The following is a 26,927-nucleotide window of genomic DNA, read 5'->3' as shown; positions in this document are numbered from 1 at the left end:
GCTCAGGCGGCCACGGCGCGACGGATCGGCCGCATCGCCCGTCGCGGGTCCACGATGGTGGTCCGGAAGTTGCGGACGGTGGCGCCGACCCGGCCCCACAACCGGTCCGGCCCGCAGACGTGCACCGTCTGCACCCCGGACCGCTGGAACGTGGCGACCACCTCCGGCCAGCGCACCGGGGTGACGATCCCGTCGAGCAGCATCGTCCGGACACCGTCGGCGGTGGTGCGTACCGTGCCGTCCTGGTCGGCGACGACCGGGATCTGCGGATCGGTGAAGCGCAGCGACCCGAACAGCTCCGCCTCCACCCGGTCGCGCAGCGGCCCGAACGCGGCGGCGTGCAGCGGCGGATCCATCACGTACAGCGGCAGCCCGCCGCCGGCCCGCAGCCGCTGCGCCAACCAGTCGGTGCGCCCCTCGTGCAGGGTCACCATCCAGAAGTCGGTGTCCACGTAGCAGGAGATCTCGTACCACTCGCCTGCCTCGTCCAGCTCGGCCAGGATCTCCCGCAGCCGCTCGGCCGGGGTCCGGACGAACGACATCGTCACCACGCCCCGCTGCTCGGCGGTGAAGTACTCCGTCTCGATCCGGGACAGCCGCGCCGTCATCCGGACCGCCTCGGCGAAGTCCAGCGCACCGCTGAACACGGCGGCGGCCTTGCCACCGAAGCTGGGTCCGGCGATCAGGTCCGGCCGCAGGTCCATGGTCCGTTCCGCCCACCGGGCCAACGCCACGCAGTTGACCAGGAAGGCCACCTGGGCGTACTCGGAATAGTCGCTGTCGCTGTCGCGGTAGCGGGCGAACAGGTCGTAGTCGAGGGCCTCGCTGGCGGTGGCGAGCAGCTCGCGGGCGTCCCGGTCGATGAGCATGAACTTCGCGACGTCGGCGAAGTCGCACGGACCCATCCCGGGAAAGACGATCGCGCTGGTCATCTGGGGCGTCCTTGTCGTCGGGGCAGACCGGCACCGGCGCGGTCGGCGGGGGAGTCGGGGCGGGTCACCGGGGGAGCTTGGCCAGGGCCTGCTCGATGCGGACCAACGCGTCGGCGACGTGCGGCACCGTCAGCGGGTCGGCGGCGGTCTGGGTCTGCCGCTGCTGCTCCGGGGTGTCGCCGTAGAGCATGCTGGTGGCGGCCCGGAACCGCAGCGCCTCCGGCCGGTCGCCGAAGTGGTGGCCGGACAGCACCGCCACGCCCAGCTCCTCCAGCAGGTAGTGCTGCAGGGTGGCCCCGTCGGTGATGCCCTGCTCGGCCAGCGGCTCGCGCAGCGGCGCGAAGTCCGGGTAGACGTAGAACGCGCCGGTCGGCGGCCGGCAGGTGGCACCCGCCTCCACCATGATCCGGTGCACCGCGCCGGCCACCGCGCCGTGCAGCGCGGCGTCCTCGGTGAGCCGCTCACGGATCTCCGGCGGCTCCGCGAAGGCGTACCGGGCGACCGACTGCATCGGCCCGGCCAGGGTGGACCAGATCTCGCTGGCCACCGATGCGACGTCGGCGCGGAGGCGCTCGCCCCACCCGCCGGCCGGGAACCGGGCCGCGCCGATCCGCCAGCCGCCGAGCGCCAGGTTCTTGCTGAGCCCGGTGAGCACCACGGTCCGCCGGGGTGCGACCTCGGCGGGGGACAGCAGGTCCGTGCCCGGGGTGTGCAGGATGTCCCGGTAGATCTCGTCCGAGACGATCAGCAGGTCCTCCTCCTCGGCGATCGCGCACAGCTCACGGACCAGGTCGTCCGGGGCGTGCGTGCCGGTCGGGTTGTCCGGCGAGGTGAGCACCAGGATGCGCGGGTCGTGACCGAGCACCCGGGCGGCGCGGACCGTCTCCCGCAGCGCCGCCGGGTCGGGCACCCCGCCGCACGACTCAGGGACCGGCACGCCCAGCGCCGTCCGGCCGGCGAGCCGGGCCTGCGGGGCGTAGGTGACCCAGCTCGGCGCGGCGAGCAGGGTGTCCCCGCCGACGACCAGTTGCAGGGCCATCAGCAGCGGCTTGCTGCCCGGCGCGACGATCACCTGGTCGGCCTCGGTGGGCAGCCGGCGACGGGAGAAGTACCCGGCCACCGAGTCCAGGGTGGCGGGGTCGCCGACCACCGGCCCGTAGGCGTTACGGTCGCCGCCCTCGGTCAGCGCCCGCAGCAGCGGCGGGAACACCGGCAGGCGGGACTCGCCGAAGCCCAGGTGCACGATGGACTCGCCCGCGGCGATGCGCTGCGCGACCAGCTGGTCGAGCGCGAGGTTGGGCGAAATCTTCCGGCCGGCCATCGCCAGCTCCCTTCGGGTCGGTGGGTGGTTCAGGCGGTGACGGCCGCGCCGGGGCGGGCCGCGCTGGGGCTGACCGCGGCGAGGATGTCCGCCGGGGCCGTCGGGTCCAGTTCCAGGTCGCTCAGCCAGGCCGCGTCGGCCGACCAGCGGGCCCGGAACGGCCGGCCGACCAGCCGCCGGTCGCGGGCCTGGATCAGCCGGAGCTGGAAGAAGTCGCCGTCCGGGGTCCGCTCGACGCCGTCGACGAGGACCTTGCCGGGGGTGGCCGACATGACCGGTCCGCGCACCGTCCGGGCCAGCCCGGGCAGATCCTGGTACGCGGTACGGAAGATGTCGGCGGCCCGGGTCAGCGGCACCTGGAAGTAGTCCCGGGGACCGGTGTCCCGCTCGACGAACATGTAGTAGGGCACCGCGCCGACGGCCAGCTCCGCCCGCCACATCTCGCTCCAGGCGCGGGCGTCGTCGTTGACGTAGCGGATCAGCGGGGCCTGGCAGTAGACCACCGCCCCGGTCGACCTGATCCGGGCGATGGCCCGGGTGGCGACCTCGGTGGCCAGCTCCCGGGGGTGGCTGAAGTGCGCCATCACCGCGACACTGCGCCCCGACGCGACCACCTGCTCGAACAGCCGCAGCAGGTCGTCGGCGTCGCTGTCGGAGACGAACCGGTACGGCCAGTAGGCGACCGCCTTGGTGCCGAACCGGATGGTGCGCACCGTGTCCACCGTCAGCAGCGGCTCCACGTGGCTGCGCAGCCGCTCCGTCGACATGATCATCGGGTCGCCGCCGGTGACCAGCACGTCGGTCACCGCCGGGTGCCGGTGCAGGTAGTTCACCAACTGCTCCGGGCCGGGCGCGGCGAACCGCAGGTCGGCGTCCCCGACGAACTGTGCCCACCGGAAGCAGTAGGTGCAGTACGCGTGGCAGGTCTGCCCCTGCTGCGGGAAGTACAGCACCGTCTCCCGGTACTTGTGCTGCATCCCCGGCAGTTCCTGACCGTCCAGGCTGGGCACGTTGTGCTGCTGCTGCCCGGACGGGTGCGGGTTGAGCCCCGCCCTGATCCGGGCCACCTCCCCGCGCAGCCCCTTACGGTCACCGGCGCGCAGCAGGTCGCCGACGATCCGCTCGTCGTCGGCGGCGAGCATGCCGCGCTGCGGGAACACCAGCCGGAAGATCGGGTCGTCCGGGATGCGGTCCCAGTCGATCAGGTGCGACAGGACGTACTCGTTGACCCGGAAGGGCAGCACCTGGGAAATGGTGCGGATCGCGTGCAGATTGTCGGCCGACAATCCGTACCGGCCGCCCAGCTCTTCGATGTGGTGCGGCCCGAAGGAGTGGAACCGCCCCGGATCGGCGGTCGTGGAAACGAGCAGGGACATCAACCATCCTCCATGGGGGGTTGCGCCCACCGACGTGGCGTGACTCAATCACCGGTGCGCGCCCGCGAGAATCGCTCGACGGTCAACAGCGCGTTGCCTCGCCCACACGCTAGTGGCGGCCCGTCCGCCCGGACCCCTAGCGGAACCCCAGAGCCGCCCCTTAGCGCAGCCGGTAGGGGGAGGCTAGGGGCGTCGCGGGGGTGTAGGTGGATTTCCTTTCCTGATTACGTATCCCTCGCCTGGTCCGGCCGGCGCCCGGCGTGTCGCCCGGATACGCCGTACCGCACCGAGCGGCCGTGCAGACACCGATGCCAGCGCCGGATCACGTGCGCCCGGTGCGACCCGAGGGAGTGCTCCGTGACGATCGATCAGGAGATCCGTAAATATCCGTTCAGCGAGGCGCCCGGGATCGACATCGACCCCGTCTACGGGCTGCTGCGCAGCACCGAGCCGCTGGCCCGGGTGCAACTGCCGTACGGCGAGGTGTCCTGGCTCGCCACCCGGTACGAGGACGTCAAGACCGTGCTGACCGACCCGCGGTTCAGCCGGGCCGCGGCGCAGGGCAAGGACCAGCCCCGCACCCGCGAGGAGATGACCTACGAGGGCATCATCGGCCTCGACCCGCCGGACCACACCCGGCTGCGCAAGCTCGCCGGCAAGGCGCTGACCGCCCGCCGGGTCAACGAGATGCGCGAGGGCGCCCAGCGCATCGCCAACGAGTACGTCGACGAGATGATCGCCAAGGGCTCCCCGGGTGACCTGGTCGAGCTGTTCGCCCTGCCGTACCCGATCACCGTCATCTGCGAGCTGCTCGGGGTGCCGTTCGAGGACCGGGCCCAGTTCCGGATCTGGACCGAGGGGCTGACCAGCACCAGCGAGCAGCTGATGGTCTACGCCGAGCAGCTCTTCGGCTACATGGGCAAGCTGGTCGCCCAGCGCCGCGAGCAGCCCACCGACGACCTGCTCGGCGCGCTGGTCAAGGCCCGCGACGAGGGCGACCGGCTGACCGAGCAGGAGCTGCTCTCCATCGCCGGGGTCGGGCTGCTGCTCACCGGCGTCGAGACGGTCTCCACGCACATCCCCAACTTCGTCTACGCGCTGCTCACCCACCCGGAGCTGATGGCGCAGCTGCGCGCCGACCGGAGCCTGGTGCCGGCGGCCGTGGAGGAACTGCTGCGGATGATCCCGCTGAACCCGGCCGCCATGTTCCCCCGGTACGCGGTGGAGGACGTGGAGCTGAGCGGCATCACCGTGCGCGCCGGCGAGCCGGTGCTGGTCTCGCTGCCCGGGGCCAACCGGGACCCGGAGATCTTCGACAACCCGGAGACCTTCGACTTCACCCGCGAGCAGAACCCGCACGTCGCGTTCGGCCACGGCCCGCACCACTGCCTCGGCGCGCAGCTCGCCCGGATGGAGTTGCAGGTGGCCCTGCACACCATCCTGGACCGGTTCCCCGAGCTGAGCCTGGCCGACGGCGACGCGGGCGTGTCGTGGAAGTCCGGCCTGCTGGTCCGGGGCCCGAACAAGCTGCTGGTGGCCTGGTGACCGCTGTGGACACCCGGTGGACGGTCACCGTCGACCGGGACGCCTGCATCGGTACCGGGGTCTGTGCCGGCGCAGCCCCCCGCCAGATCGAGATCCGGGCCGGCAAGGCGTCCGCCCTGGCCCCGGAGACCGCACCCGACGAGGCGGTCATCGACGCCGCCGACATGTGCCCGATGTCCGCGATCACGGTCCGCGACGCCGCCTCCGGCGCGCTGCTCGCGCCCGAGGAGTAACACCGCCCCGACCGGTGAACCCACCGGTCGCCGCGAGGCCGCCGCGACCGGTCCCCCCTACCGGTCGCGGCGGCCTTGCCGTGATCGGGCGCCGAAAGCCGACACACCGAGCCGGGCGTCGAACCCGGAGACCTAGTGGAGCGTGCCATGAGCGAGTCCGTGAACCCCACCGGTGCCGAGCCCGACGCCCTGTCGGCACTGCGGCGGCGGCTGGAGGGCCGCACGGCCGACGAGCAGGACCGGGCGCTCACCGCGCTGGTCCGGGAGCAGGCCCGCGACGTGCTGCGGACCGTACTGCCGGACGGCCCGGACGCCGTCGAGCCCGGCCGGCCCTTCCGCGACCTGGGCTTCGACTCGCTCGCCGCGGTCGAGCTGCACCGCCGGCTCACCGCCGTGACCGGCCTGGACCTGCCGGTCACCCTGGTCTTCGACCACCCGACGCCGCAGGCGGTCGGGCGGCTGCTGCGGACCCTGCTCGGTGGGGACGCCGCACCCGCGCCGGTCGCCGCGCCGCTGCGCCGGCCCGCCGCCGACGACGAGCCGATCGCCGTGGTCGGCATCGGCTGCCGCTACCCGGGGCACAGCACCTCCGCCGACGACCTGTGGCGGCTGGTCTTCGAGGGCCGGCACGTGATCAGCGACTTCCCGACCGACCGGGGCTGGGACACCGACGGGCTCTACGACCCCGACCCGGGCAAGCCGGGCAAGACCTACGTGCGCCAGGGCGGTTTCCTGGAGGGCGCGGCCGAGTTCGACGCGGACTTCTTCGGCATCAGCCCGCGCGAGGCGATGACGATGGACCCGCAGCAGCGGCTGGTGCTGGAGACCGCCTGGGAGGCGCTGGAGGACGCCGGCATCGACTCGGCGTCGCTGCGCGGCAGCCAGACCGGTGTCTTCATCGGCGCCGAACCGCAGGAGTACGGCCCCCGCCTGCACGAGGCCCCGGAGGGCCTGGACGGCTACCTGCTCACCGGCAACGCGCCGAGCGTGGTGTCCGGCCGGCTCGCCTACACCTTCGGCTTCGAGGGCCCGACGCTGACCGTGGACACCGCCTGCTCGGGTTCGCTGGTCGCCCTGCACCTGGCCTGCCAGGCGGTGCAGCGTGGCGAGTGCACCACCGCGTTGGCCGGTGGCGTCGCGGTGATGGTGCACCCGGGCGCGTTCACCGCGTTCAGCCGGCAGCGCGGCCTCGCCCCGGACGGGCTGTGCAAGCCGTTCGCGGCGGCGGCCGACGGCACCGGCTGGGCCGAGGGGGTCGGCATCCTGGTGCTGGAGCGGCTCTCCGACGCCCGCCGCAACGGCCACCGGGTGCTCGGGGTGATCCGGGGCTCGGCGATCAACCAGGACGGCGCGTCCAACGGGTTGACCGCCCCGAACGGGCCGTCCCAGCAGCGGGTGATCATGTCCGCGCTGGCCTCGGCCGGCCTGGCCCCCGCCGACGTCGACCTGGTCGAGGCGCACGGCACCGGCACCCGCCTCGGCGACCCCATCGAGGCGCAGGCGATCATCGCCACCTACGGCCGGGAACGCCCCGCCGACCGGCCGTTGTGGCTCGGTTCGCTCAAGTCCAACATCGGTCACTCGCAGGCCGCCGCCGGCGTCGCCGGTGTGATCAAGGTGTTGATGGCGATGCGGCACCGGGTGCTGCCGCAGACCCTGCACGTCGACGCGCCCACCCCCAACGTGGACTGGTCCGCCGGCACCGTCGCGCTGCTCACCGAGGCCCGCGAGTGGGACGCTGAGGGCCGGCCGCGCCGGGCCGGGGTCTCCTCGTTCGGGGTCAGCGGCACCAACGCGCACGTCATCGTCGAGGAGCCGCCGGCCGTCGACGACGAGGCCGTGCCCGCCGTGCCGCAGCTGCCCAGCGAGGTGCTGCCGGTGGTGCTCTCCGCCCGTAGCGAGGCGGCGCTGCGCGACCAGGCCGCCGCGTTGCTCGCCGTCGTGGACACCGACGGGGACGCCCCGGAACTGCTCGACGTCGCGTACTCGCTGGCCACCACCCGGACCGCGCTGGAGCACCGGGCGGTGCTGGTGGCCCGGGACCGGGCCGCGACGGTCCAGGACCTGGCCGCCCTCGCCGCCGGTGGGGACGTGCCCGGCGTGCACCTGGGCCAGGCCACCGGTGGTGGGCTCGGTTTCCTGTTCACCGGGCAGGGCAGCCAACGGCTGGACGCCGGCCGGCAGCTGCACCGCAGCTACCCGGTCTACGCCGCCGCGTTCGACGACGCCTGCGGCTGGCTCGACCTGCAACTGGACGTGCCGCTGGCCGACGTGCTGTTCGCCGGGCCCGGCACCGCCGAGGCGGCCCTGCTCGACCAGACCGCCTACACCCAGTGCGCGCTGTTCGCGGTGGAGGTCGCCCAGTTCCGGCTGCTGGAGTCGTGGGGGATCCGGCCGGACCTGCTCGCCGGGCACTCGATCGGTGAGCTGGCCGCCGCCCACGTCGCCGGGGTGCTCTCCCTGGAGGACGCCGCCCTGCTGGTCGCCGCCCGGGGCCGGCTCATGCAGCAGCTTCCCGCCGAGGGCGCGATGATCTCGGTGCAGGCCACCGAGGAGCAGGTCCGTCCGCTGCTGGCCGGCCGCGAGGCGCAGGTGGGCCTGGCCGCGGTGAACGGCCCCGCCTCGGTGGTGGTCTCCGGCGACGAGGACGCCGTGCTGGAGGTGGTCGCCGCCCTCGCCGCCGCCGGGCACAAGACGAAGCGGCTGAAGGTCAGCCACGCCTTCCACTCGCCGCTGATGACGCCGATGCTCGCCGAGTTCGGCCGGCTGGCGCACGTGCTCACCTACCGCCCGCCGACCATCCCGGTCGTCTCCACGGTCACCGGCCGGCCGGTGCTCTCCGGTGAACTGTGCGACCCCGAATACTGGGTGCGGCACGTGCGCGACAGCGTCCGGTTCGCCGACGCCGTCCGGGCCATGGCCGACGAGGGGGTCACCACCTTCCTCGAACTCGGTCCGGCCGGTGTGCTCTCCGCGATGGGTCCGGCCTGCCTCGACGACGACGCCGAAGCGGTCTTCGCCCCGCTGCTGCGCGCCGACCACGACGAGGAGTCCGACGTCGTCGCCGCCGTCGCCCGCGCCCACGTGCGGGGGGTGCCGGTGGACTGGACGGCGTTCTTCGCCGCCCGTGGGGCCCGCCGGATCGCGCTGCCCACGTACCCGTTCCAGCGTCGCCGGTTCTGGATGGAATCCGGCGGCGGCAGCGCCGACGCGACCGGCTTCGGCCAGCTCGCCGCCGGGCACCCGCTGGTCGGTGCGGTCGTCGGCCTGGCCGGCGGCGATGGCGTGGTGCTCACCGGTCGGGTGTCGCTGCGCAGCCACCCGTGGCTGGCCGACCACACCATCTCCGGGGTGGCGCTGCTGCCCGGCACCGCCTTCGTCGAGCTGGCCGTGCGGGCCGGCGACCAGGTCGGCTGCCCCACCGTCGAGGAGCTGACGCTGGAGGCCCCGCTGGCGCTCGACGAGCGCGGCGTCGCCCTCCAGGTGGTCGTCGGCGCCGCCGACCCGGCCGGCCGCTGCCCGGTGGCCGTCTACTCGCGGCCCGACGGGTCCGACCCGGACGACCAGCTCTGGACCCGGCACGTCAGCGGCTTCCTCACCCCGGAGGCCGCCGACGCCGGTCAGCCGCTCACCCAGTGGCCGCCGCGCGACGCCCGGCCGGTCGACCTGGCCGGCATCTACGCCGAGCTGGCCGACCAGGGCTACGGCTACGGCCCGGTCTTCCAGGGCCTCAAGGCCGTCTGGCGACGCGGCCAGGAGGTGTACGCCGAGGTCGCGCTCCCCGCCGACAGCCGGGCCGAGGCGGCCCGCTTCGGCCTGCACCCGGCGGTGCTGGACGCCGCGCTGCACGCCATCGACGCGGCCCGCCGGGGCGAGCCCACCGACGACGCGGTGCGCATCCCGTTCGCCTGGAACGACGTCACCCTGCACGCCGCCGGTGCGGCCGAGGTGCGGGTGCGGATCGCCCCGGCCGCCGGGGACAGCGTGTCGGTGACCCTCGCCGACGCCACCGGCGCACCGGTGGCGTCGGTGCGCTCGTTCGTCTCCCGGCCGGTGTCCACCGCCCAGCTCACCGCCGCCCGGGGCGGCTACCACGAGCGGCTGTTCCGGCTGGAGTGGACGAAGCTGGGCCACCGGCCCGCCCCGGCGGGCACCCCCCGCTGGGTGGTGCTCGGCGACGAGCGGATCGGCACCGCCACCCGGCACGCCGACCCGGCCGCACTGGGCGCCGCGATCGACGCCGGCGCGACCGCCCCCGAGTTCGCGTTCGTCGGCGTCGGCGCCGGTGACGTCCGGGCCGCCACCGCCGACGCGTTGACGCTGCTGCAGCAGTGGCTGGTCGACGCGCGGCTGGCCGGCACCCGGCTGGTCTTCGTCAGCCGGGTCGACGACCTCGCCACCGAGGCGGTCTGGGGTCTGCTGCGCGCCGCGCAGACGGAGAACCCGGACCGGTTCGTCACCGTCCGGCTCGCCGACGCCCCCACGTCGCTGCTGGCCGCCGCCCTGGCCACCGGCGAACCGGAGCTGCGGGTACGTGACGGGGAGATCAGTGTGCCCCGGCTGGCCCGGGTCGCCACCACCCCCGACGGCAGCGCCGACGCCGGTTGGCCGACCGACGGCACGGTGCTGGTCACCGGCGGCACCGGTGGGCTCGGCGCGCACGTCGCCCGGCACCTGGCCGGCCGGCACGGCGTACGCCACCTGCTGTTGACCAGTCGTCGTGGCCCGGCGGCGGCCGGTGTGGCGGAACTGCGCGCGGAACTGGAAGCGGCGGGCGCGAGCGTCGAGGTGGCCGCCTGCGACGCGGCCGACGCCGACGCCCTGGCCGCGCTGCTCGCCGCCGTCCCGGCCGACCGGCCGTTGCGGGCGGTGGTGCACGCCGCCGGCATCGTCGACGACGGCACGATCGGCTCGCTCACCCCGCAGCGGCTCGACACGGTGCTGCAGGCCAAGCTGGACGGCGCGGTCAACCTCGACCGGCTGACCCGCGACGCCGACCTCACCGCGTTCGTGCTCTTCTCCTCTCTGGCGAGCCTGCTCGACTGCGCCGGGCAGGGCAACTACGCCGCCGCGAACGCCACCCTGAACGCGCTGGCCACCACCCGCCGGGCGCAGGGCCGGCCCGCCGTCGCCCTCACCTGGGGTCTGTGGACCGGTGACAGTGGCATGGGCGGCCAGTTGGACGCCGCCGCGTTGCAGCGCATCGAGCGTTCCGGCATGCCCGGCCTCAGCCCGGCCGAGAACCTGGCCCTGCTCGACGCGGCGCTCGGCGTCGACGAGCCGGTGCTCGCCCCGATCCGGGTCGACTTGACCGCGCTGCGCAACCGGCCCGACGGGGTGCCGGCGCTGCTGCGCGGCCTGGTGCCGCTGCCGGCCCGGCGGGCCGCGCAGGCCGCCGGCCCGGCGGACGCCGCGCAGGGGCTGGCCCGGCAGTTCGCCGGCCTCACCCCGGCCGAACGGGACCGGGTCACCCTCGACCTGGTCCGCGCGCACGTCGCCGCCGTGCTCGGCCACGACGGCGCGGAGGCGATCGAGCCCCGCCGCGCCTTCAACGAGCTGGGTTTCGACTCGCTGGCCGCAGTGGAGCTGCGTAACCGGCTCAACGCCGCCACCGGGCTGCGGCTGCCGGCGACCCTGGTCTTCGACTACCCGACGCCGGTGGCGCTCGCCGAGTTCGTGGTCTCCACCGTGCTCGGCACCGACGTGGACCCGGTGGTGCCGGAGCTGGCACCGGCCTCGTTCACCCAGGAGCCGATCGCGATCGTGTCGATGAGCTGCCGCTTCCCCGGCGGGGTGGCCACCCCGGAGCAGCTGTGGGAGCTGCTGGAGGGTGGCGTCGACGCGGTCTCCCCGTTCCCCACCGACCGGGGCTGGGACCTGGTCGGCATGTACGACCCGGAGCCCGGCAAGCCCGGCAAGACGTACTCGATGGAGGGTGGTTTCCTCTACGACGCGGCCGACTTCGACGCGGACTTCTTCGGGATCAGCCCGCGTGAGGCGGTCGCGATGGACCCGCAGCAGCGGTTGCTGCTGGAGACGTCGTGGGAGGTGCTGGAGCGGGCCGGGATCGACCCGACCTCGCTCAAGGGCAGCCCGACCGGTGTCTTCGCCGGCGTCATGTACCACGACTACGCGCTGCGCCTGCACCAGGTGCCCGACGAGCTGGCCGGCTACCTGGGCAACGGCAGCCTGGCCAGCATCGTCTCCGGCCGGGTCGCCTACACCCTCGGCCTGGAGGGGCCGGCCGTGTCGATCGACACCGCGTGCTCGTCGTCGCTGGTGGCGATCCACCTGGCCGTGCAGGCGCTGCGGGCCGGGGAGTGCTCGCTCGCGTTGGCCGGTGGTGTCACCGTGATGTCCACCCCGGACACGTTCATCGACTTCAGCCGCCAGCGGGGCCTGGCCAAGGACGGCCGGTCCAAGTCGTTCGCCGCCGGGGCCGACGGCACCGGCTGGGGTGAGGGCGCCGGCATGCTGCTGCTGGAGCGGCTCTCCGACGCGCGGGCCAACGGCCACCAGGTGCTCGCGGTGATCCGGGGCTCGGCCACCAACCAGGATGGCGCGTCCAACGGCCTGACCGCGCCGAACGGCCCGTCGCAGCAGCGGGTGATCCGGCAGGCGCTGGCCTCGGCCGGTGGCATCCCGGCGACCGAGGTGGACGCGGTGGAGGCGCACGGCACCGGCACCGCCCTCGGCGACCCGATCGAGGCGCAGGCGCTGCTGGCCACGTACGGGCAGGGCCGGCCGGGTGAGCGTCCGCTGTGGCTCGGCTCGATCAAGTCGAACATCGGGCACACCCAGGGTGCGGCAGGTGTCGCGGGCGTGATCAAGATGGTGCTGGCGATGCGCAACGGGCTGCTGCCCCGCACCCTGCACGCCGACGAGCCGTCCCCGCAGATCGACTGGTCGGCCGGCGAGGTGCGGCTGCTCACCGAGGCGCAGCCGTGGCCGGCGCTGGACCGGCCGCGCCGGGCGGGCGTGTCGTCGTTCGGCATCAGCGGCACCAACGCCCACGTCATCGTCGAGGAGGCCCCGCCGGTCGAGCTGGAGGGCGAGATCGTCCCGCCGCCGGCCGTGCTGCCGTGGGTGCTGTCGGCCAAGACCGAGGAGGCGCTGCGCGCCCAGGCCGCCCAGCTGCGGGCCGCCGTCGCCGCCGCCACCACCGACCCGGGTGACCTCGCGTACGCGCTGGCCAAGGGGCGGGCGGCGCTGGACCGGCGGGCCGTCGTCGTCGGCGACGTCAGCGACTTCCTGACCGGCGCGGACGCCCTGGTCGCCGGGGCCGCGGTGCCGACGCCGTTGCAGGGCGGCTCCGGGGTGGTGTTCGTGTTCCCGGGGCAGGGTTCGCAGTGGGTGGGGATGGCGGTGGAGTTGTTGGATTCGTCTCCGGTGTTTGCGGAGCGGGTCGGTGAGTGTGGCGTGGCGTTGTCGGAGTTTGTGGATTGGCGGTTGGTTGAGGTTTTGCGGGGTGTGGAGGGTGCTCCGTCGTTGGAGCGGGTTGATGTGGTGCAGCCGGTGTTGTGGGCGGTGATGGTGTCGTTGGCGGGGTTGTGGCGGTCGTTCGGGGTGGTGCCGGATGCGGTGATTGGGCATTCGCAGGGTGAGATTGCGGCGGCGGTGGTGGCGGGTGGTTTGTCGTTGCGGGATGGGGCGTTGGTGGTGGCGTTGCGGAGTTTGGCGATTGCGGAGGTGTTGGCGGGTCGGGGCGCGATGGCCTCCATCGGCCTGCCCGCCGAGCGGGTCCGCGAGCGCCTCGACGCCTACGACGGCCGGGTGTCCATCGCCACGGTCAACGGGGTGTCGTCGGTGGTGGTCTCCGGTGACCCGGACGCCGTCGACGACCTCGTCGCCGCCCTCAGCGCCGAGGAGGTGCGGGCCAAGCGGGTGAACGTGGACTACGCGTCGCACTCGGCCCAGGTGGAACTGATCGAGCAGCGGCTGCGCGACGACCTCGCCGAGGTGTCGCCCCGGTCGTCGACCGTGCCGTTCTACTCCACGGTGACCGCCGGGGTGCTGGACACCACCGGCCTGGACGCCGGCTACTGGTACACCAACCTGCGGCAGACCGTCCGGTTCGAGGAGACCACCCGGGTGCTGCTCCGGGCGGGGATGCGGGTGTTCCTGGAGTGCAGCGCGCACCCGGTGCTGACCATGGGTGTCGAGGAGACCGCCGCCGACGCGGGCGTCGAGGTGGCCGCCGTCGGGTCGCTGCGCCGGGGCGAGGGCGGGCTGCGTCGTTGGCTCACCTCGCTCGGTGAGGCGTTCGTCCGTGGGGTGCCGGTGGACTGGTCGTCGGCGTTGCCGGCGCGTCCGCGCGGGGAGGTGCCGCTGCCGACGTACCCGTTCCAGCGCCGCCGCTACTGGATCGACGCGACCAGCGGCACGACCGACGTGGCGTCGGTGGGCCTCGGCGCGGCCGGCCACCCACTGTGGGGGGCGTCGGTGGCGATGGCCGAGTCGGGCGAGGTGCTGTTCACCGCCCGGATCTCGCTGGACACCCACCCGTGGCTGGCCGACCACGCCGTCAACGGCACCGTCCTGCTGCCCGGTGCGGCCTTCGTCGAGATGGTCCTGCACGCCGGTGACCATGTCGGCCTCGGCCACCTGGAGGAGCTGACCCTGCACGCCCCGCTGCTGCTCGCCGAGCGCGCGGCCGTGCAGGTGCAGCTGCTGATGACCGCCGCCGACGAGTCGACCCGGCGGACCGTCAGCGTCCACTCCCGGGCCGAGCACGCCGAGGCGGAACAGCCGTGGACCCGGCACGCCACCGCCGTGCTCACCGACACCCCGGCCGCCGCCGGCTTCGACCTGTCGGCATGGCCGCCGTCGGGTGCGGTGCCGGTGGCGACGGCGGGGTTGTATGACGACCTGGTGGTGCAGGGGTACGAGTATGGTCCGGTGTTCCAGGGGGTGCAGGCTGCCTGGCGGGTTGGTGAGGTGGTGTTTGCTGAGGTTGCGCTTCCGGAGGAGGCGCATGGGGAGGCGTCGCGGTTCGGGGTGCATCCGGCGTTGTTGGATGCGGCGTTGCAGGTGGTGGGGATCGGTGAGGCGGTGCCGGTGGGTCGTCCGCCGTATCTGCCGTTCGCGTGGACGGATGTGACCCTGCACGCGACGGGCGCGACCGCCCTGCGGGTGAAGGTCACCCCGACCGGCCCGGAGGCTGTCACCCTGCACCTGGCCGACCCGACCGGTGCGCCGGTCGCCGAGATCGGTTCCCTGGTGTCCCGGCCGGTGCAGCTCGCCACCGCCACCACCGAGGGCAACCTCTACCGGGTCGACTGGACCACCGTCGCGGTGCCCGCCACCCCGACGACGCCCTCCTGGGCCCACCTGGCGGATCTCGCCGACGACGTGCCGGAGCTGGTCCTCGCCCGTCTCACGGGCGACGAACCGGTCGCCGACGTCGAGGTGGCCGCGCGGGCCGCGGTGGGTGCGGCGCTCGCGCTGCTCCAGCGCTGGCTGGCCGACCCCCGGTTGGCCGAGTCCCGGCTGGTGGTGCTCACCAGCGGCGCGGCCGACCAGGTGACCGACCTGGTGCACGCCCCGGTGTGGGGCCTGGTCCGGGCCGCCCAGGTCGAGAACCCGGGTCAGTTCGTGCTGGTGGATGCCGATCCGGAGACTCCGGTGGAGGAGATCCTGGCGGCGGTGGGCACCGGTGAGCCGGAGTTGTCGGTGCGCGACGGTCAGGTGCGGGTGCCGCGTCTGGCCCGCGCCGCCGCCGGGGAGCCGGTGTGGCGGGCCGACGGTGCGGTGCTGGTGACCGGCGGCACCGGTGTGCTGGGCGGGTTGGTGGCCCGGCACCTGGTGGAGGTGCACGGGGTGCGGGATCTGGTCCTGACCTCGCGGCGCGGGTTGACTGCGCCGGGTGCGGTGGAGTTGCGGGACGAGTTGACGGCGTTGGGTGCCTCCGTGGAGGTGGTGGCGGCCGACCTGGCCGACCGGGACGCGGTCGCCGGGGTGCTCGACGGCATCCCGGCGTTGACCGCCGTCGTGCACACCACCGGCGCGTTGGATGACGGCACCGTCGCCGCGTTCACCGACGCGCAGCTCGACACCGTGTGGCGGGCCAAGGCCACCCCGGCCTGGCACCTGCACGACCTCACCCGCGACCGTGAGCTGTCCGCGTTCGTGCTGTTCTCCTCGGCCGCCGGCGTGGTCGACGGCTCCGGGCAGGGCAACTACGCCGCCGCGAACGTCTTCGTCGACGCCCTGGCCGCGCACCGGCGGGCCCTGGGCCTGCCGGCCACGTCGCTGGCGTGGGGTTTCTGGGAGCAGCGCAGTGGGATGACCGCGCACCTCGGCGAGGCCGACGTGGCCCGGATGGCCCGCTCCGGCGTGCTCGGTATCGGGACCGACCAGGGCCTCGCCCTGCTCGACGCGGCCGTGGCCACCGACGAGCCGCTGCTGGTCCCGGTCCGGCTGGACACCGCCGCGCTGCGCGCCCAGGGCCAGCAACTCCCGGCCCTGTTCCGGGGCCTGGTCCGGCTCCCGGCCCGGCGGGCCGCCGGTGCGACCGCGACCCCGGTCGGCGGGTCGGCACTGCACCGGCAACTGCTCGGCCTCGCCGACGCCGACCAGCGGCGACTGCTGCTCGACCTGGTCCGGGGCAACGTCGCCGGGGTGCTCGGCCACGAGAGCCCGGCCACCGTCGAGCCGTCCCGGGCGTTCCGGGAACTCGGCTTCGACTCGCTGGCCGCCGTCGAGCTGCGCAACAAGCTCAACACCGCCACCGGGCTGCGGCTGCCGGCGACCCTGGTCTTCGACTACCCCAACCCGACCGCGCTCGCCGACTACCTGCACACCAGGATCCTCGGTGCGGCCGCCCCGCAGGCCCCGACCGTGGCCACCCCCGTCGCCGACGACGAACCCGTCGCCATCGTAGCGATGAGCTGCCGCTTCCCCGGCGGGGTCCGCACCCCCGAGGACCTGTGGCGACTGCTCGCCGACGGCACCGACGCGATCACCCCGTTCCCCACCGACCGGGGCTGGGACCTCGCCGGCATGTACGACCCGGAGCCCGGCCGGACCGGCAAGACGTACGCCATGGAGGGTGGTTTCCTCTACGACGCGGCCGACTTCGACCCCGACTTCTTCGGGATCAGCCCGCGTGAGGCGGTCGCGATGGACCCGCAGCAGCGGCTGCTGCTGGAAACCTCGTGGGAGGCCCTGGAGCGGGCCGGCATCGACCCGAACTCGCTGCGCGGCAGCCTCACCGGTGTCTTCGCCGGGGTCATGTACCACGACTACGCCAGCCGGCTGCCCGAGGTGCCCGAGGAGTTGGCGGGCTATCTGGGCAACGGCAGCATGGCCAGCGTCGCGTCCGGGCGGATCGCCTACACCCTCGGCCTGGAGGGGCCGGCCGTGTCGATCGACACCGCCTGCTCGTCGTCGCTGGTCGCGATCCACCTGGCCGTGCAGGCGCTGCGCTCCGGCGAGTGCTCGCTCGCCCTGGCCGGTGGCGTCACCGTGATGTCCACCCCGGACACGTTCATCGAGTTCAGCCTCCAGCGGGGCCTGGCCGCCGACCACCGGTGCAAGTCCTTCGCGGCCGGCGCGGACGGCACGGCGATGTCCGAGGGCGTCGGCATGCTGCTGCTGGAGCGGCTCTCCGACGCCGAACGCCACGGCCACCACGTCCTGGCGGTGGTACGGGGTTCGGCGATCAACCAGGACGGCGCGTCCAACGGGTTGACCGCCCCGAACGGTCCCTCGCAGCAGCGGGTGATCCGGCAGGCCCTGGCAGCGGCCGGTGGCATCCCGGCCACCGAGGTGGACGCCGTCGAGGCGCACGGCACCGGCACCACCCTCGGCGACCCGATCGAGGCGCAGGCACTGCTGGCCACCTACGGGCAGGAACGGCCCGGGGACCGGCCGCTCTGGCTCGGCTCGATCAAGTCGAACATCGGGCACACCCAGGGTGCGGCCGGTGTCGCGGGTGTGATCAAGATGGTGCTGGCGATGCGCAACGGGGTGCTGCCCCGCACCCTGCACGTGGACGAACCCACCCCGCAGGTGGACTGGTCGGCCGGGGCGGTGCGGCTGCTCACCGAGACGCAGCCGTGGCCGGCACTGGAACGGCCCCGCCGCGCCGGTGTCTCCTCGTTCGGCATCAGCGGCACCAACGCGCACGTCATCCTCGAACAGGCGCCCCCGGCCGAGGAACCGCCGGTCGACGTCCCCGAGCCGGAGCTGCTGCCCTGGGTGCTGTCGGCCCGCACCGACCAGGCCCTGCGGGAGCAGGCCGCCCGGGTGGCCGACGTCGCGGGCGACGGGTCCGTCAGGGCCGGTGACCTCGCGTACGCCCTGGCGACCGGTCGGGCGCTGCTCGACCGGCGCACGGTGATCGTCGGCGACCGGAGCGACTTCGTCGCCGGGGCGCGGGCGTTCGCCGGGAACGGCACCGCCCCCGGTGTGCTCCAGGGCGGCACGGTCTTCGTGTTCCCGGGGCAGGGTTCGCAGTGGGTGGGGATGGCGGTGGAGTTGTTGGATTCGTCTCCGGTGTTTGCGGAGCGGGTCGGTGAGTGTGGCGTGGCGTTGTCGGAGTTTGTGGATTGGCGGTTGGTTGAGGTTTTGCGGGGTGTGGAGGGTGCTCCGTCGTTGGAGCGGGTTGATGTGGTGCAGCCGGTGTTGTGGGCGGTGATGGTGTCGTTGGCGGGGTTGTGGCGGTCGTTCGGGGTGGTGCCGGATGCGGTGATTGGGCATTCGCAGGGTGAGATTGCGGCGGCGGTGGTGGCGGGTGGTTTGTCGTTGCGGGATGGGGCGTTGGTGGTGGCGTTGCGGAGTTTGGCGATTGCGGAGGTGTTGGCGGGTCGGGGCGCGATGGCCTCCATCGGCCTGCCCGAGCGGGCGGCGGCCGAACGGCTGACCGGCTACGCCGACCGCATCTCGATCGCCACCGTCAACGGCACCTCCTCCGTCGTCGTCTCCGGTGACCCGGACGCCGTCGACGACCTGGTCGCGACGCTGACCGCCGAGGGGCTGCGGGCCAAGCGGGTGAACGTGGACTACGCGTCGCACTCGGCCCAGGTGGAGCTGATCGAGCAGCGGCTGCGGGCCGACCTCGCCGAGGTCAGCCCGCGCGCCTCCACCGTCCCGTTCTACTCGACCGTCACCGGCCGGGTGCTCGACACCACCGGCCTGGACGCCGGCTACTGGTACACCAACCTGCGGCAGACCGTCCGCTTCGAGGAGACCACCCGCGCCCTGCTCGACGCCGGGATGCGGGTGTTCCTGGAGTGCAGCGCGCACCCGGTGCTGACCATGGGTGTCGAGGAGACCGCCGCCGACGCGGGGGTCGAGGTGGCCGCCGTCGGGTCGCTGCGCCGGGGCGAGGGCGGGCTGCGTCGTTGGCTCACCTCGCTCGGTGAGGCGTTCGCCCGGGGCGTCACCGTCGACTGGTCGCCGGTGCTGCCGGCCCGGCCCCGGGGCGAGGTGCCGCTGCCGACGTACCCGTTCCAGCGCCGCCGCTACTGGCTGAACGCCACCGGTGGCAGCGCCGACCTCACCTCCGCCGGTCTCGGCTCCGCCGGGCACCCGCTGTGGGGGGCCGCCGTCACCATGGCCGAATCCGGTGAGGTGCTGTTCACCGGCCGGATCTCGCTGGACACCCACCCGTGGCTGGCCGACCACGCCGTCAACGGCACCGTCCTGCTGCCCGGCACCGGTTTCGTCGAACTCGTCCTGCACGCCGGGGACGACGTCGGCCTCGGTCACCTCGACGAGCTGACCCTGCACGCCCCGCTGATCCTGCCCGAGCAGGGTGCCGTACAGGTGCAGTTGCTGCTCGCCGCCGCCGACGACACCGGCCGCCGGACGGTCACCGTGCACTCCCGGCCGGAACACACCGGCAGTTGGGTCCGGCACGCCACCGGCGTGCTCTCCGCCGACGTCACCGACCCCGGCTTCGACCTGCGGGTCTGGCCGCCGTCGGGTGCGGTGCCGGTGCCGACGGCGGGGTTGTATGACGAGTTGGTGGTGCAGGGGTACGAGTATGGTCCGGTGTTCCAGGGGGTGCAGGCTGCCTGGCGGGTTGGTGAGGTGGTGTTTGCTGAGGTTGCGCTTCCGGAGGAGGCGCATGGGGAGGCGTCGCGGTTCGGGGTGCATCCGGCGTTGTTGGATGCGGCGTTGCAGGTGGTGGGGATCGGTGAGGCGGTGCCGGTGGGTCGTCCGCCGTATCTGCCGTTCGCCTGGACGGATGTGACCCTGCACGCGACGGGCGCGACCGCCCTGCGGGTGAAGGTCACCGCCAGCGGGCCGGAGTCCGCCACCCTGCACCTGGCCGACCCGGACGGCGAACCGGTCGCCGTGGTCGGCGCGCTGGTGTCCCGCCCGGTCCAGCTCACCGCCGCCGCCCCGACCGACGGGGACCTCTACCGCGTCGACTGGGTGACCGTGCCCACCGGCACCGCGGCCGAGTCGTGGGGCTACCTGGAGGGTCTCGGCCTCGGTGTACCCGACGTCGTGCTCGCCCCGCTCACCCCGCCCGCCGCCGACCTCGCCCCGGCCACCGCCGCCCGGACGGCGGTGAGGGAGACCCTCGCCCTGCTCCAGTCATGGCTGGCCGACCCGACCCAGGCCGCCGCCCGGCTGGTCGTGATCACCAACGGTGCCGTCGACGGCGGCACCGACCTGGCCCACGCCCCGATCTGGGGCCTGGTCCGGGCCGCGCAGGCGGAGAACCCCGGCCAGTTCGTGCTGGTGGATGCCGATCCGGAGACTCCGGTGGAGGAGATCCTGGCGGCGGTGGGCACCGGTGAGCCGGAGTTGTCGGTGCGCGACGGTCAGGTGCGGGTGCCGCGCCTGGCCCGCGCGACCACCACCGGTGCAGCGTGGCGGGCCGACGGCACCGTCCTGGTCACCGGCGGCACCGGTGTGCTGGGCGCGCTCGTCGCCCGGCACCTGGTGACGGTGCACGGGGTGCGGGACCTGGTCCTGACCTCGCGGCGCGGGCTGACCGCGCCGGGCGCGGCGGAGCTGCGCGACGAACTGACCGGCCTCGGGGCCACCGTCGAGGTGGTGGCGGCCGACCTGGCCGACCGGGACTCCGTCGCGGGGGTGCTCGACGGCATCCCGGCGTTGACCGCCGTCGTGCACACCACCGGGGTCCTCGACGACGGCCTGCTGACCGCCCTGACCCGGGAACAGCTCGACACCGTGTGGCGGGCCAAGGCCGACCCGGCCTGGCACCTGCACGAGCTGACCCGCGACCGTGACCTGTCGGCGTTTGTGCTGTTCTCCTCCGCCGCCGGGGTCCTCGACGGGGCGGGGCAGGCCAACTACGCCGCCGCGAACGTCTTCGTCGACGCCCTGGCCGCGCACCGGCGGGCGCTCGGCCTGCCGGCGACGTCGCTGGCCTGGGGTTTCTGGGAGCAGCGCAGCGGGATGACCGCGCACCTCGGTGAGGCCGACGTGGCCCGGATGGCCCGCTCCGGCGTCCTGCCGCTGGACTCCGAGCGGGGTCTGGCCCTGCTGGACGCGGCGGTCGCCGGCGACGAGGCGTTGCTGGTGCCGGTCCGCTTGGACACCGCCGCGCTGCGCGCGCAGGGCCAGCAGCTCCCGGCCCTGTTCCGGGGCCTGGTCCGGCTCCCGGCCCGGCGGGCGGCGGGTGGTCCGGCCACCCCGGTCACCGGCTCCGGCCTGCACCGGCAGCTCGTCACCCTCGACACGGACGAGCAGCACCGGGTGCTGCTCGACCTGGTCCGGGCCAACGTCGCGGCCGTCCTCGGCCACGACAGCGGCACCGCCGTCGAGCCGTCCCGGGCGTTCAAGGAACTCGGTTTCGACTCGCTGGCCGCCGTCGAGCTGCGCAACCGGCTCAACACCGCCACCGGGCTGCGGCTGCCGGCGACCCTGGTCTTCGACTACCCGAACCCGACCGCGCTGGCCGGGTACCTGCACGGCACGATCCTCGGCGGACCGGCGTCGGCGCAGCCGACCACGGTGGTCCGGCCGGTGGTCGACGAACCCGTCGCCATCGTGGCGATGAGCTGCCGCTTCCCCGGCGGGGTCCGCACCCCCGAGGAGCTGTGGCAACTCCTGGTCGACGGCGCGGACGCCATCTCGTCGTTCCCCACCGACCGGGGCTGGGACCTCGACCACCTCTACGACCCGGAGCCCGGCAAGCCCGGCAAGACGTCCTCGCTGGAGGGTGGCTTCCTCTACGACGCGGCCGACTTCGACCCCGACTTCTTCGGCATCGGCCCGCGTGAGGCGGTCGCGATGGACCCGCAGCAGCGGTTGCTGCTGGAGACGTCGTGGGAGGTGCTGGAGCGGGCCGGGATCGACCCGACCTCGCTCAAGGGCAGCCCGACCGGGGTGTTCACCGGCGTGATGTACCACGACTACGGCAGCCGGCTGTCCGAGGTGCCCGAGGAGTTGGCGGGCTACCTGGGCAACGGCAGCATGGCGAGCGTCGCGTCCGGGCGGATCTCGTACACCCTGGGCCTGGAGGGGCCGGCGGTGTCGATCGACACCGCGTGCTCGTCGTCGCTGGTGGCGATCCACCTGGCCGTGCAGGCGCTGCGCTCCGGCGAATGCTCCCTCGCGCTGGCCGGCGGGGTCACGGTGATGTCCAAGCCGGACACCTTCCTGGACTTCAGCCTCCAGCGGGGGCTGGCCTCCGACGGCCGGTGCAAGTCCTTCTCCGCCGACGCCGACGGCACCGGCATGTCCGAGGGCGCCGGCATGCTGCTGCTGGAGCGGCTCTCCGACGCCGAGCGCCACGGCCACCACGTCCTGGCGGTGGTGCGCGGTTCGGCGATCAACCAGGACGGCGCTTCCAACGGCCTGACCGCCCCCAACGGCCCCGCTCAGCAGCGGGTCATCCGGCAGGCGCTGGCCGCCGCCGACGTCCGCCCCGACGAGGTCGACCTGGTCGAGGCGCACGGCACCGGCACCACCCTCGGCGACCCGATCGAGGCGCAGGCGGTCCTCGCCACCTACGGTCAGGACCGTCCGCAGGACCGGCCGCTGTGGCTCGGCTCGATCAAGTCGAACATCGGCCACACCCAGGGCGCGGCCGGCGTCGCGGGCGTGATCAAGATGGTGCTGGCGATGCGCAACGGTCTGCTGCCCCGCACCCTGCACGCCGACCAGCCGTCGCCGCAGGTGGACTGGTCGGCCGGGGCGGTCCGGCTGCTCACCGAGGCGCAGCAGTGGCCGGCACTGGAGCGGCCCCGCCGCGCCGGTGTCTCCTCGTTCGGCATCAGCGGCACCAACGCGCACGTCATCATCGAGCAGGCGCCGGCGGTCGAGGCGACGCCGGCCGACGGGGACGCCCCGGCCACCCCGCCGGTGCTGCCCTGGCTGCTCTCCGCCCGCTCGGCGGAGGCGCTGCGCGCCCAGGCCGGGCTGGTCGCCGACACCGGGGCCACCCTGGACGTGGCGTACTCGCTGGCCACCACCCGGGCGGTGCTGGAACGTCGGGCCGTGGTGGTCGCCCCGGCCGGGGACGACGCGGTCCGCGCCCTGCGCGCCGCCGCCGGGGGCACCGACCCCGCCGAGTGGGTGCAGGGGACGCCGTCGGCCGGCAAGCTCGCCATGCTCTTCACCGGCCAGGGCGCGCAACGCCTCGGCATGGGCCGTGAGCTGGCCGCGGCGTACCCGGCCTTCGCGGCGGCGTTCGCCGAGGTGTGCGCCCACCTGGACGCGCAGCTCGACCGGCCGCTGCGGGAGGTGCTCTACACCGAACCCGACGTCGCCGACGCCGCGCTGCTCGACCAGACGGTCTACAGCCAGAGCGCGCTGTTCGCCATCGAGGTGGCGCTGTACCGGCTGCTCGAATCGTGGGGCGTCCGGCCCGACCTGGTCGCCGGGCACTCCATCGGCGAGATCAGCGCCGCGCACGTCGCCGGGGTGCTGTCGCTGCCCGACGCCGCGACCCTGGTCACCGCGCGTGGCCGGCTGATGCAGGCGATGCGGGAGGACGGCGCGATGGTCGCCGTCGAGGCGTCCGAGGAGGAGGTACGCCGGGAACTGGCCGGCCGGGAAACCGAGCTGGGCATCGCGGCGGTCAACGGGCCGCGCGCGGTGGTGATCTCCGGTGACCACGACGCCGTCGGCGCGCTCGCCGACGACTGGCGGGCCCGGGGACGCCGGATCAAGCGGCTGCGGGTCAGCCACGCGTTCCACTCCCCGCACATGGAGCCGATGCTGGCCGAGTTCCACCAGGTCGCCGCCGGGTTGACCTTCGCGCCGCCACGGGTGCCGGTGGTGTCCAACCTGACCGGTCGACTCGCCGACCCCGACGAGATCACCACCCCCGGCTACTGGGTGCGGCACGTCCGGGAGGCGGTCCGGTTCCACGACGGGATCGCCACCCTGGAGGCGGCCGGCGTCACCACGTTCCTGGAGGTCGGCCCGGACGCGGTGCTCACCGCGATGGGCCGGGAGTGCGTCACCGACACCGGGGGCGTCACCCTGGTGCCGGTGCTGCGCGGCGGCCGGGACGAGGCGGCGACCCTGCTGACCGCCCTCGCCACCCTGCACACCCGGGGTGTCCCGGTCGACTGGCGGGCCTGGTTCGCGCCCACCGGCGCCCGGGTCACCGACCTGCCGACGTACCCGTTCCAGCGGCGTCGGCTCTGGCTGGACGCCCCGGCGGGCAGCGGTGACGTGCCGGGTCTGGGTCAGCGTCCGGCCGCCCACCCGCTGCTCGGCGCGGTCGTCGGGCTGGCCGGTGCCGACGGCACCGTGCTGACCGGCCGGTTGTCGCTGCGGACCCACCCGTGGCTGGCCGAACACGACCTCGCCGGCACGGTGCTGCTGCCCGGGACGGCCTTCGTCGAGCTGGCCTTCCGCGCCGGTGACCAGGTCGGCTGCGCCCAGGTGGAGGAGTTGACGCTGGAGGCCCCGCTGGTCGTCCCGCCCCGGGGCGGCGTCGACCTGCAGGTGGTGGTGGGGGCGTCCGACGGGACGGGACGCTGCCCGGTCACCGTGCACTCCCGGCCGGAGGACGGCGTCGACGGATGGACCCGGCACGCCACCGGCGTGCTGGCCCCGGCGGCGTCGGCCGCGCCGGCCGGTCCGGCCGGCGACGCCTGGCCGCCCGCCGGGTCCACCCCGGTCGACCTGGCCGGCCGCTACGACCGGCTGGCCGACGCCGGCTACCACTACGGCCCGCTGTTCCAGGGCCTGCGGGCCGCCTGGCGCAACGGCGACGAGGTGTACGCCGAGGTGGCGCTCCCCGACGAGGCGACGTCCACGGCCGGCCGGTTCGGCCTGCACCCGGCGCTGTTCGACGCGGTGCTGCACACCCTCGACCTGACCGGGGACGAGCCGGACGACGACCAGCTCCGGCTGCCGTTCGCCTGGCGTGGGGTCACCCTGCACGCCACCGGCGCGACGGCGCTGCGGGTGCGGCTGCGCCCGACCGGCCCGCAGGAGGTGGCGTTCGACCTGGCCGACACCACCGGCGCACCGGTCGCCTCGGTGGCCTCGCTGGTGGTCCGACCGCTCGCCGCCGACCAGCTGGGCGGGGCGCGGGCCGGGCACCGCTCGTCGCTGTACCAGGTCACCTGGACCACGGTGGAGACGCCGCAGGGCACCGGCGACGGCACGACCGTGGTCCTCGGCGACGACGACCTCGGCCTCGGGGTGCCCCGGCACGCCGGCCTGGCCGCGCTCGCGGCGCGGGACGGCACGCCGGACACCGTCGTGGTGGCCTGGCGTTCCCCGTCGGATTCACCCTCGGCGGTGGCCACCGGGGCGCTGTCCCTGGTGCAGGAGTGGCTCGCCGACGACCGGTTCGCCGGTGCCCGGCTGGCGCTGGTGACGACCCGGGCGGTCGCCACCGCCGACGGCGAGGACGTGCCCCGGCCGGTGGACGCCACCGTCTGGGGGCTGGTCCGGGCCGCGCAGGAGGAGAACCCGGGCCGGCTGGTCCTGATCGACGTCGACGGGCCGGACCCGGCGGGGGTGCGGGCGGCGCTGGCCGTCGACGGCGAACCGCAACTGGCGGTCCGTCGCGGTGGCCTGCTCGCGCCCCGGCTGGCGGCACTGCCGGTGCCCGACGGTGAGCTGCCCGCCGGCATCGACCCGACGGGCACGGTACTGGTCACCGGCGGCACCGGCGGCCTGGGCCGGCTGCTCGCCGAACACCTGGTGACCCGGCACGGCGTGCGGCGGCTGCTGCTGGCCAGCCGGCGCGGCCCGGCGGCCCCGGGGGTGGACGAGCTGACCGCCCGCCTGACGGCGGCCGGCGCGGAGGTGACGGTGGCCTCCTGCGACCTGGCCGACCGGGCGGCGGTGGCGGCCCTGCTCGACGGGGTGCCCGCCGAGCACCCGCTGACCGGGGTGGTCCACGCGGCCGGGGTGGTCGACGACGGGTTGCTGCCGACGTTGACCTCGCAGCGGGCGGCGGCGGTGCTCGGCCCCAAGGCGGAGGCCGCCCGTCACCTGCACGAACTCACCCTGCACCGGCCACTGCGCTGGTTCGTGCTGTTCTCCTCGGCGGCGGCCACCCTGGGTGGTGCCGGCCAGGCCAGCTACACCGCGGCGAACGCCTACCTGGACGCCCTCGCCCAGCACCGGCGGGCGCACGGTCTCGCCGGCACCGCGCTGGCGTGGGGCCTGTGGGCCGAGACGGGCAGCGGGATGACCGGTCACCTCGGTGCGGCGGACCTGCGCCGGATGGCCCGTTCCGGGGTGGGCGCGCTGTCCACGCCTGACGCGTTGGCGCTGTTCGACGCGACCCTCGGGCCGGTGCCGGCGGTGGCCCTGCCGGTCCGGCTGGACCTGGCCGCGATCCGGTCCCGGGCCGACGGGGTGCCGCCGCTGTGGCGCGGCCTGGTCCGGGCGCCGGCCCGGCGGGCGGCGGCCGGGGCAGCCGGCCCGGTGGCGGGGGAGAAGCCGCTGGCCGACCGGCTGGCGGGGCTGTCGCCGGACGACGCCGACCGGACGGTGACCGAGCTGGTCCGGGCCCGCGCGGCCGAGGTGCTGGGGCACGACCGCCCGCACCTGCTGGACGTGGACAAGGGCTTCCTGGAGTTGGGCTTCGACTCCCTCGCGGCCGTGGAGTTCCGCAACAGCCTCGGTGCGGCGACCGGGCTGCGGTTGCCGGCGACGCTCATCTACGACCACCCCAGCCCGGCGGCGGTGGCCCGGTTCGTCCGGTCCGAGCTGGCCGGTGACCTGCCGGGCGCACCGTCGCTGGAGGCGGAGCTGGCCCGGTGGGAGACGCTGCTGGACGGCACCGTGCCGGACGAGGCGGAGCGGGGTCGGATCACCGTCCGGCTCCAGGCGCTGATGTCCCGGTGGAACGCGGCGTACGGGGCGGCCGAGGTGACGTCCGACGCCCGGGACCTGACGTCGGTCACCGCGGACGAGTTGTTCGACATCCTCGACGACGAGTTGGAGGCGTCGGACTGACCCTCTTCCGAGGAGGCCCGAGGTCCGTCGACCCTCACGGGTGACCGGCGGACCTCGGGCTTCCTCCCGCGTACGGGTGGGCTTTTGTCCACCTTCGACGTGGGTCCATGGCCGTACCGTGTCACCGTCCGACCTCATACGGTAGTGACCGGGC

The 26,927-nt window shown here is 74.5% G+C and carries 6 protein-coding genes; 3 read left to right on the top strand and 3 right to left on the bottom strand.

The genetic code is table 11. The features are described 5' to 3' along the window. Positions 1-2 precede the first annotated feature (2 nt). From JQX11_RS29310 to JQX11_RS29300, 3 genes are all read right to left on the bottom strand, one after another. On the bottom strand, positions 3-932 hold the full coding sequence (locus tag JQX11_RS29310) for an ACP S-malonyltransferase (protein ID WP_204928166.1): 930 nt from the start codon (positions 930-932) through the stop codon (positions 3-5). 64 nt (positions 933-996) lie between these two features. Further along, complete coding sequence (locus JQX11_RS29305; protein WP_204928165.1) at positions 997-2,253, bottom strand: pyridoxal phosphate-dependent aminotransferase; 1,257 nt, start codon at positions 2,251-2,253, stop codon at positions 997-999. Positions 2,254-2,282: 29 nt separating this feature from the next. Beyond that, positions 2,283-3,629 carry a KamA family radical SAM protein gene (locus JQX11_RS29300; protein ID WP_204928164.1) on the bottom strand — a complete coding sequence of 449 codons (1,347 nt, stop codon included), beginning with the start codon at positions 3,627-3,629 and terminating at the stop codon, positions 2,283-2,285. 357 nt (positions 3,630-3,986) lie between these two features. Between JQX11_RS29300 and JQX11_RS29295 the strand changes: the two genes are divergently transcribed. From JQX11_RS29295 to JQX11_RS29285, 3 genes are all read left to right on the top strand, one after another. Next, a complete protein-coding gene (locus JQX11_RS29295; RefSeq protein ID WP_204928163.1) occupies positions 3,987-5,174 on the top strand; it encodes a cytochrome P450 in 1,188 nt (395 codons plus the stop codon). Next, the gene (locus JQX11_RS29290) at positions 5,171-5,407 is read left to right on the top strand and encodes a ferredoxin (protein ID WP_088642118.1); all 237 of its coding nucleotides are present in this window, start codon (positions 5,171-5,173) and stop codon (positions 5,405-5,407) included. The genes JQX11_RS29295 and JQX11_RS29290 overlap by 4 nt, the downstream gene beginning before the upstream one ends. A 135-nt stretch (positions 5,408-5,542) precedes the next feature. After that, positions 5,543-26,773: an SDR family NAD(P)-dependent oxidoreductase gene (locus tag JQX11_RS29285; RefSeq protein WP_443673950.1), complete on the top strand. Its 21,231-nt coding sequence runs from the start codon at positions 5,543-5,545 to the stop codon at positions 26,771-26,773. Positions 26,774-26,927: the final 154 nt, after the last annotated feature.

Source organism: Micromonospora humida (assembly GCF_016901255.1).
In the GTDB taxonomy this organism is placed as follows: Bacteria; Actinomycetota; Actinomycetes; order Mycobacteriales; family Micromonosporaceae; genus Micromonospora; species Micromonospora wenchangensis.
Note: the sequence above shows the minus strand (reverse complement) of the source record. Positions and strands in the feature narration are given on the sequence as shown.

Bases quoted from the DNA above. Each gene is read 5' to 3' on its own strand.
- JQX11_RS29310 (WP_204928166.1), bottom strand. From the start codon at position 932: ATGACCAGCGCGATCGTCTTTCCCGGGATGGGTCCGTGCGACTTCGCC.
- JQX11_RS29305 (WP_204928165.1), bottom strand. From the start codon at position 2,253: ATGGCCGGCCGGAAGATTTCGCCCAACCTCGCGCTCGACCAGCTGGTC.
- JQX11_RS29300 (WP_204928164.1), bottom strand. From the start codon at position 3,629: ATGTCCCTGCTCGTTTCCACGACCGCCGATCCGGGGCGGTTCCACTCC.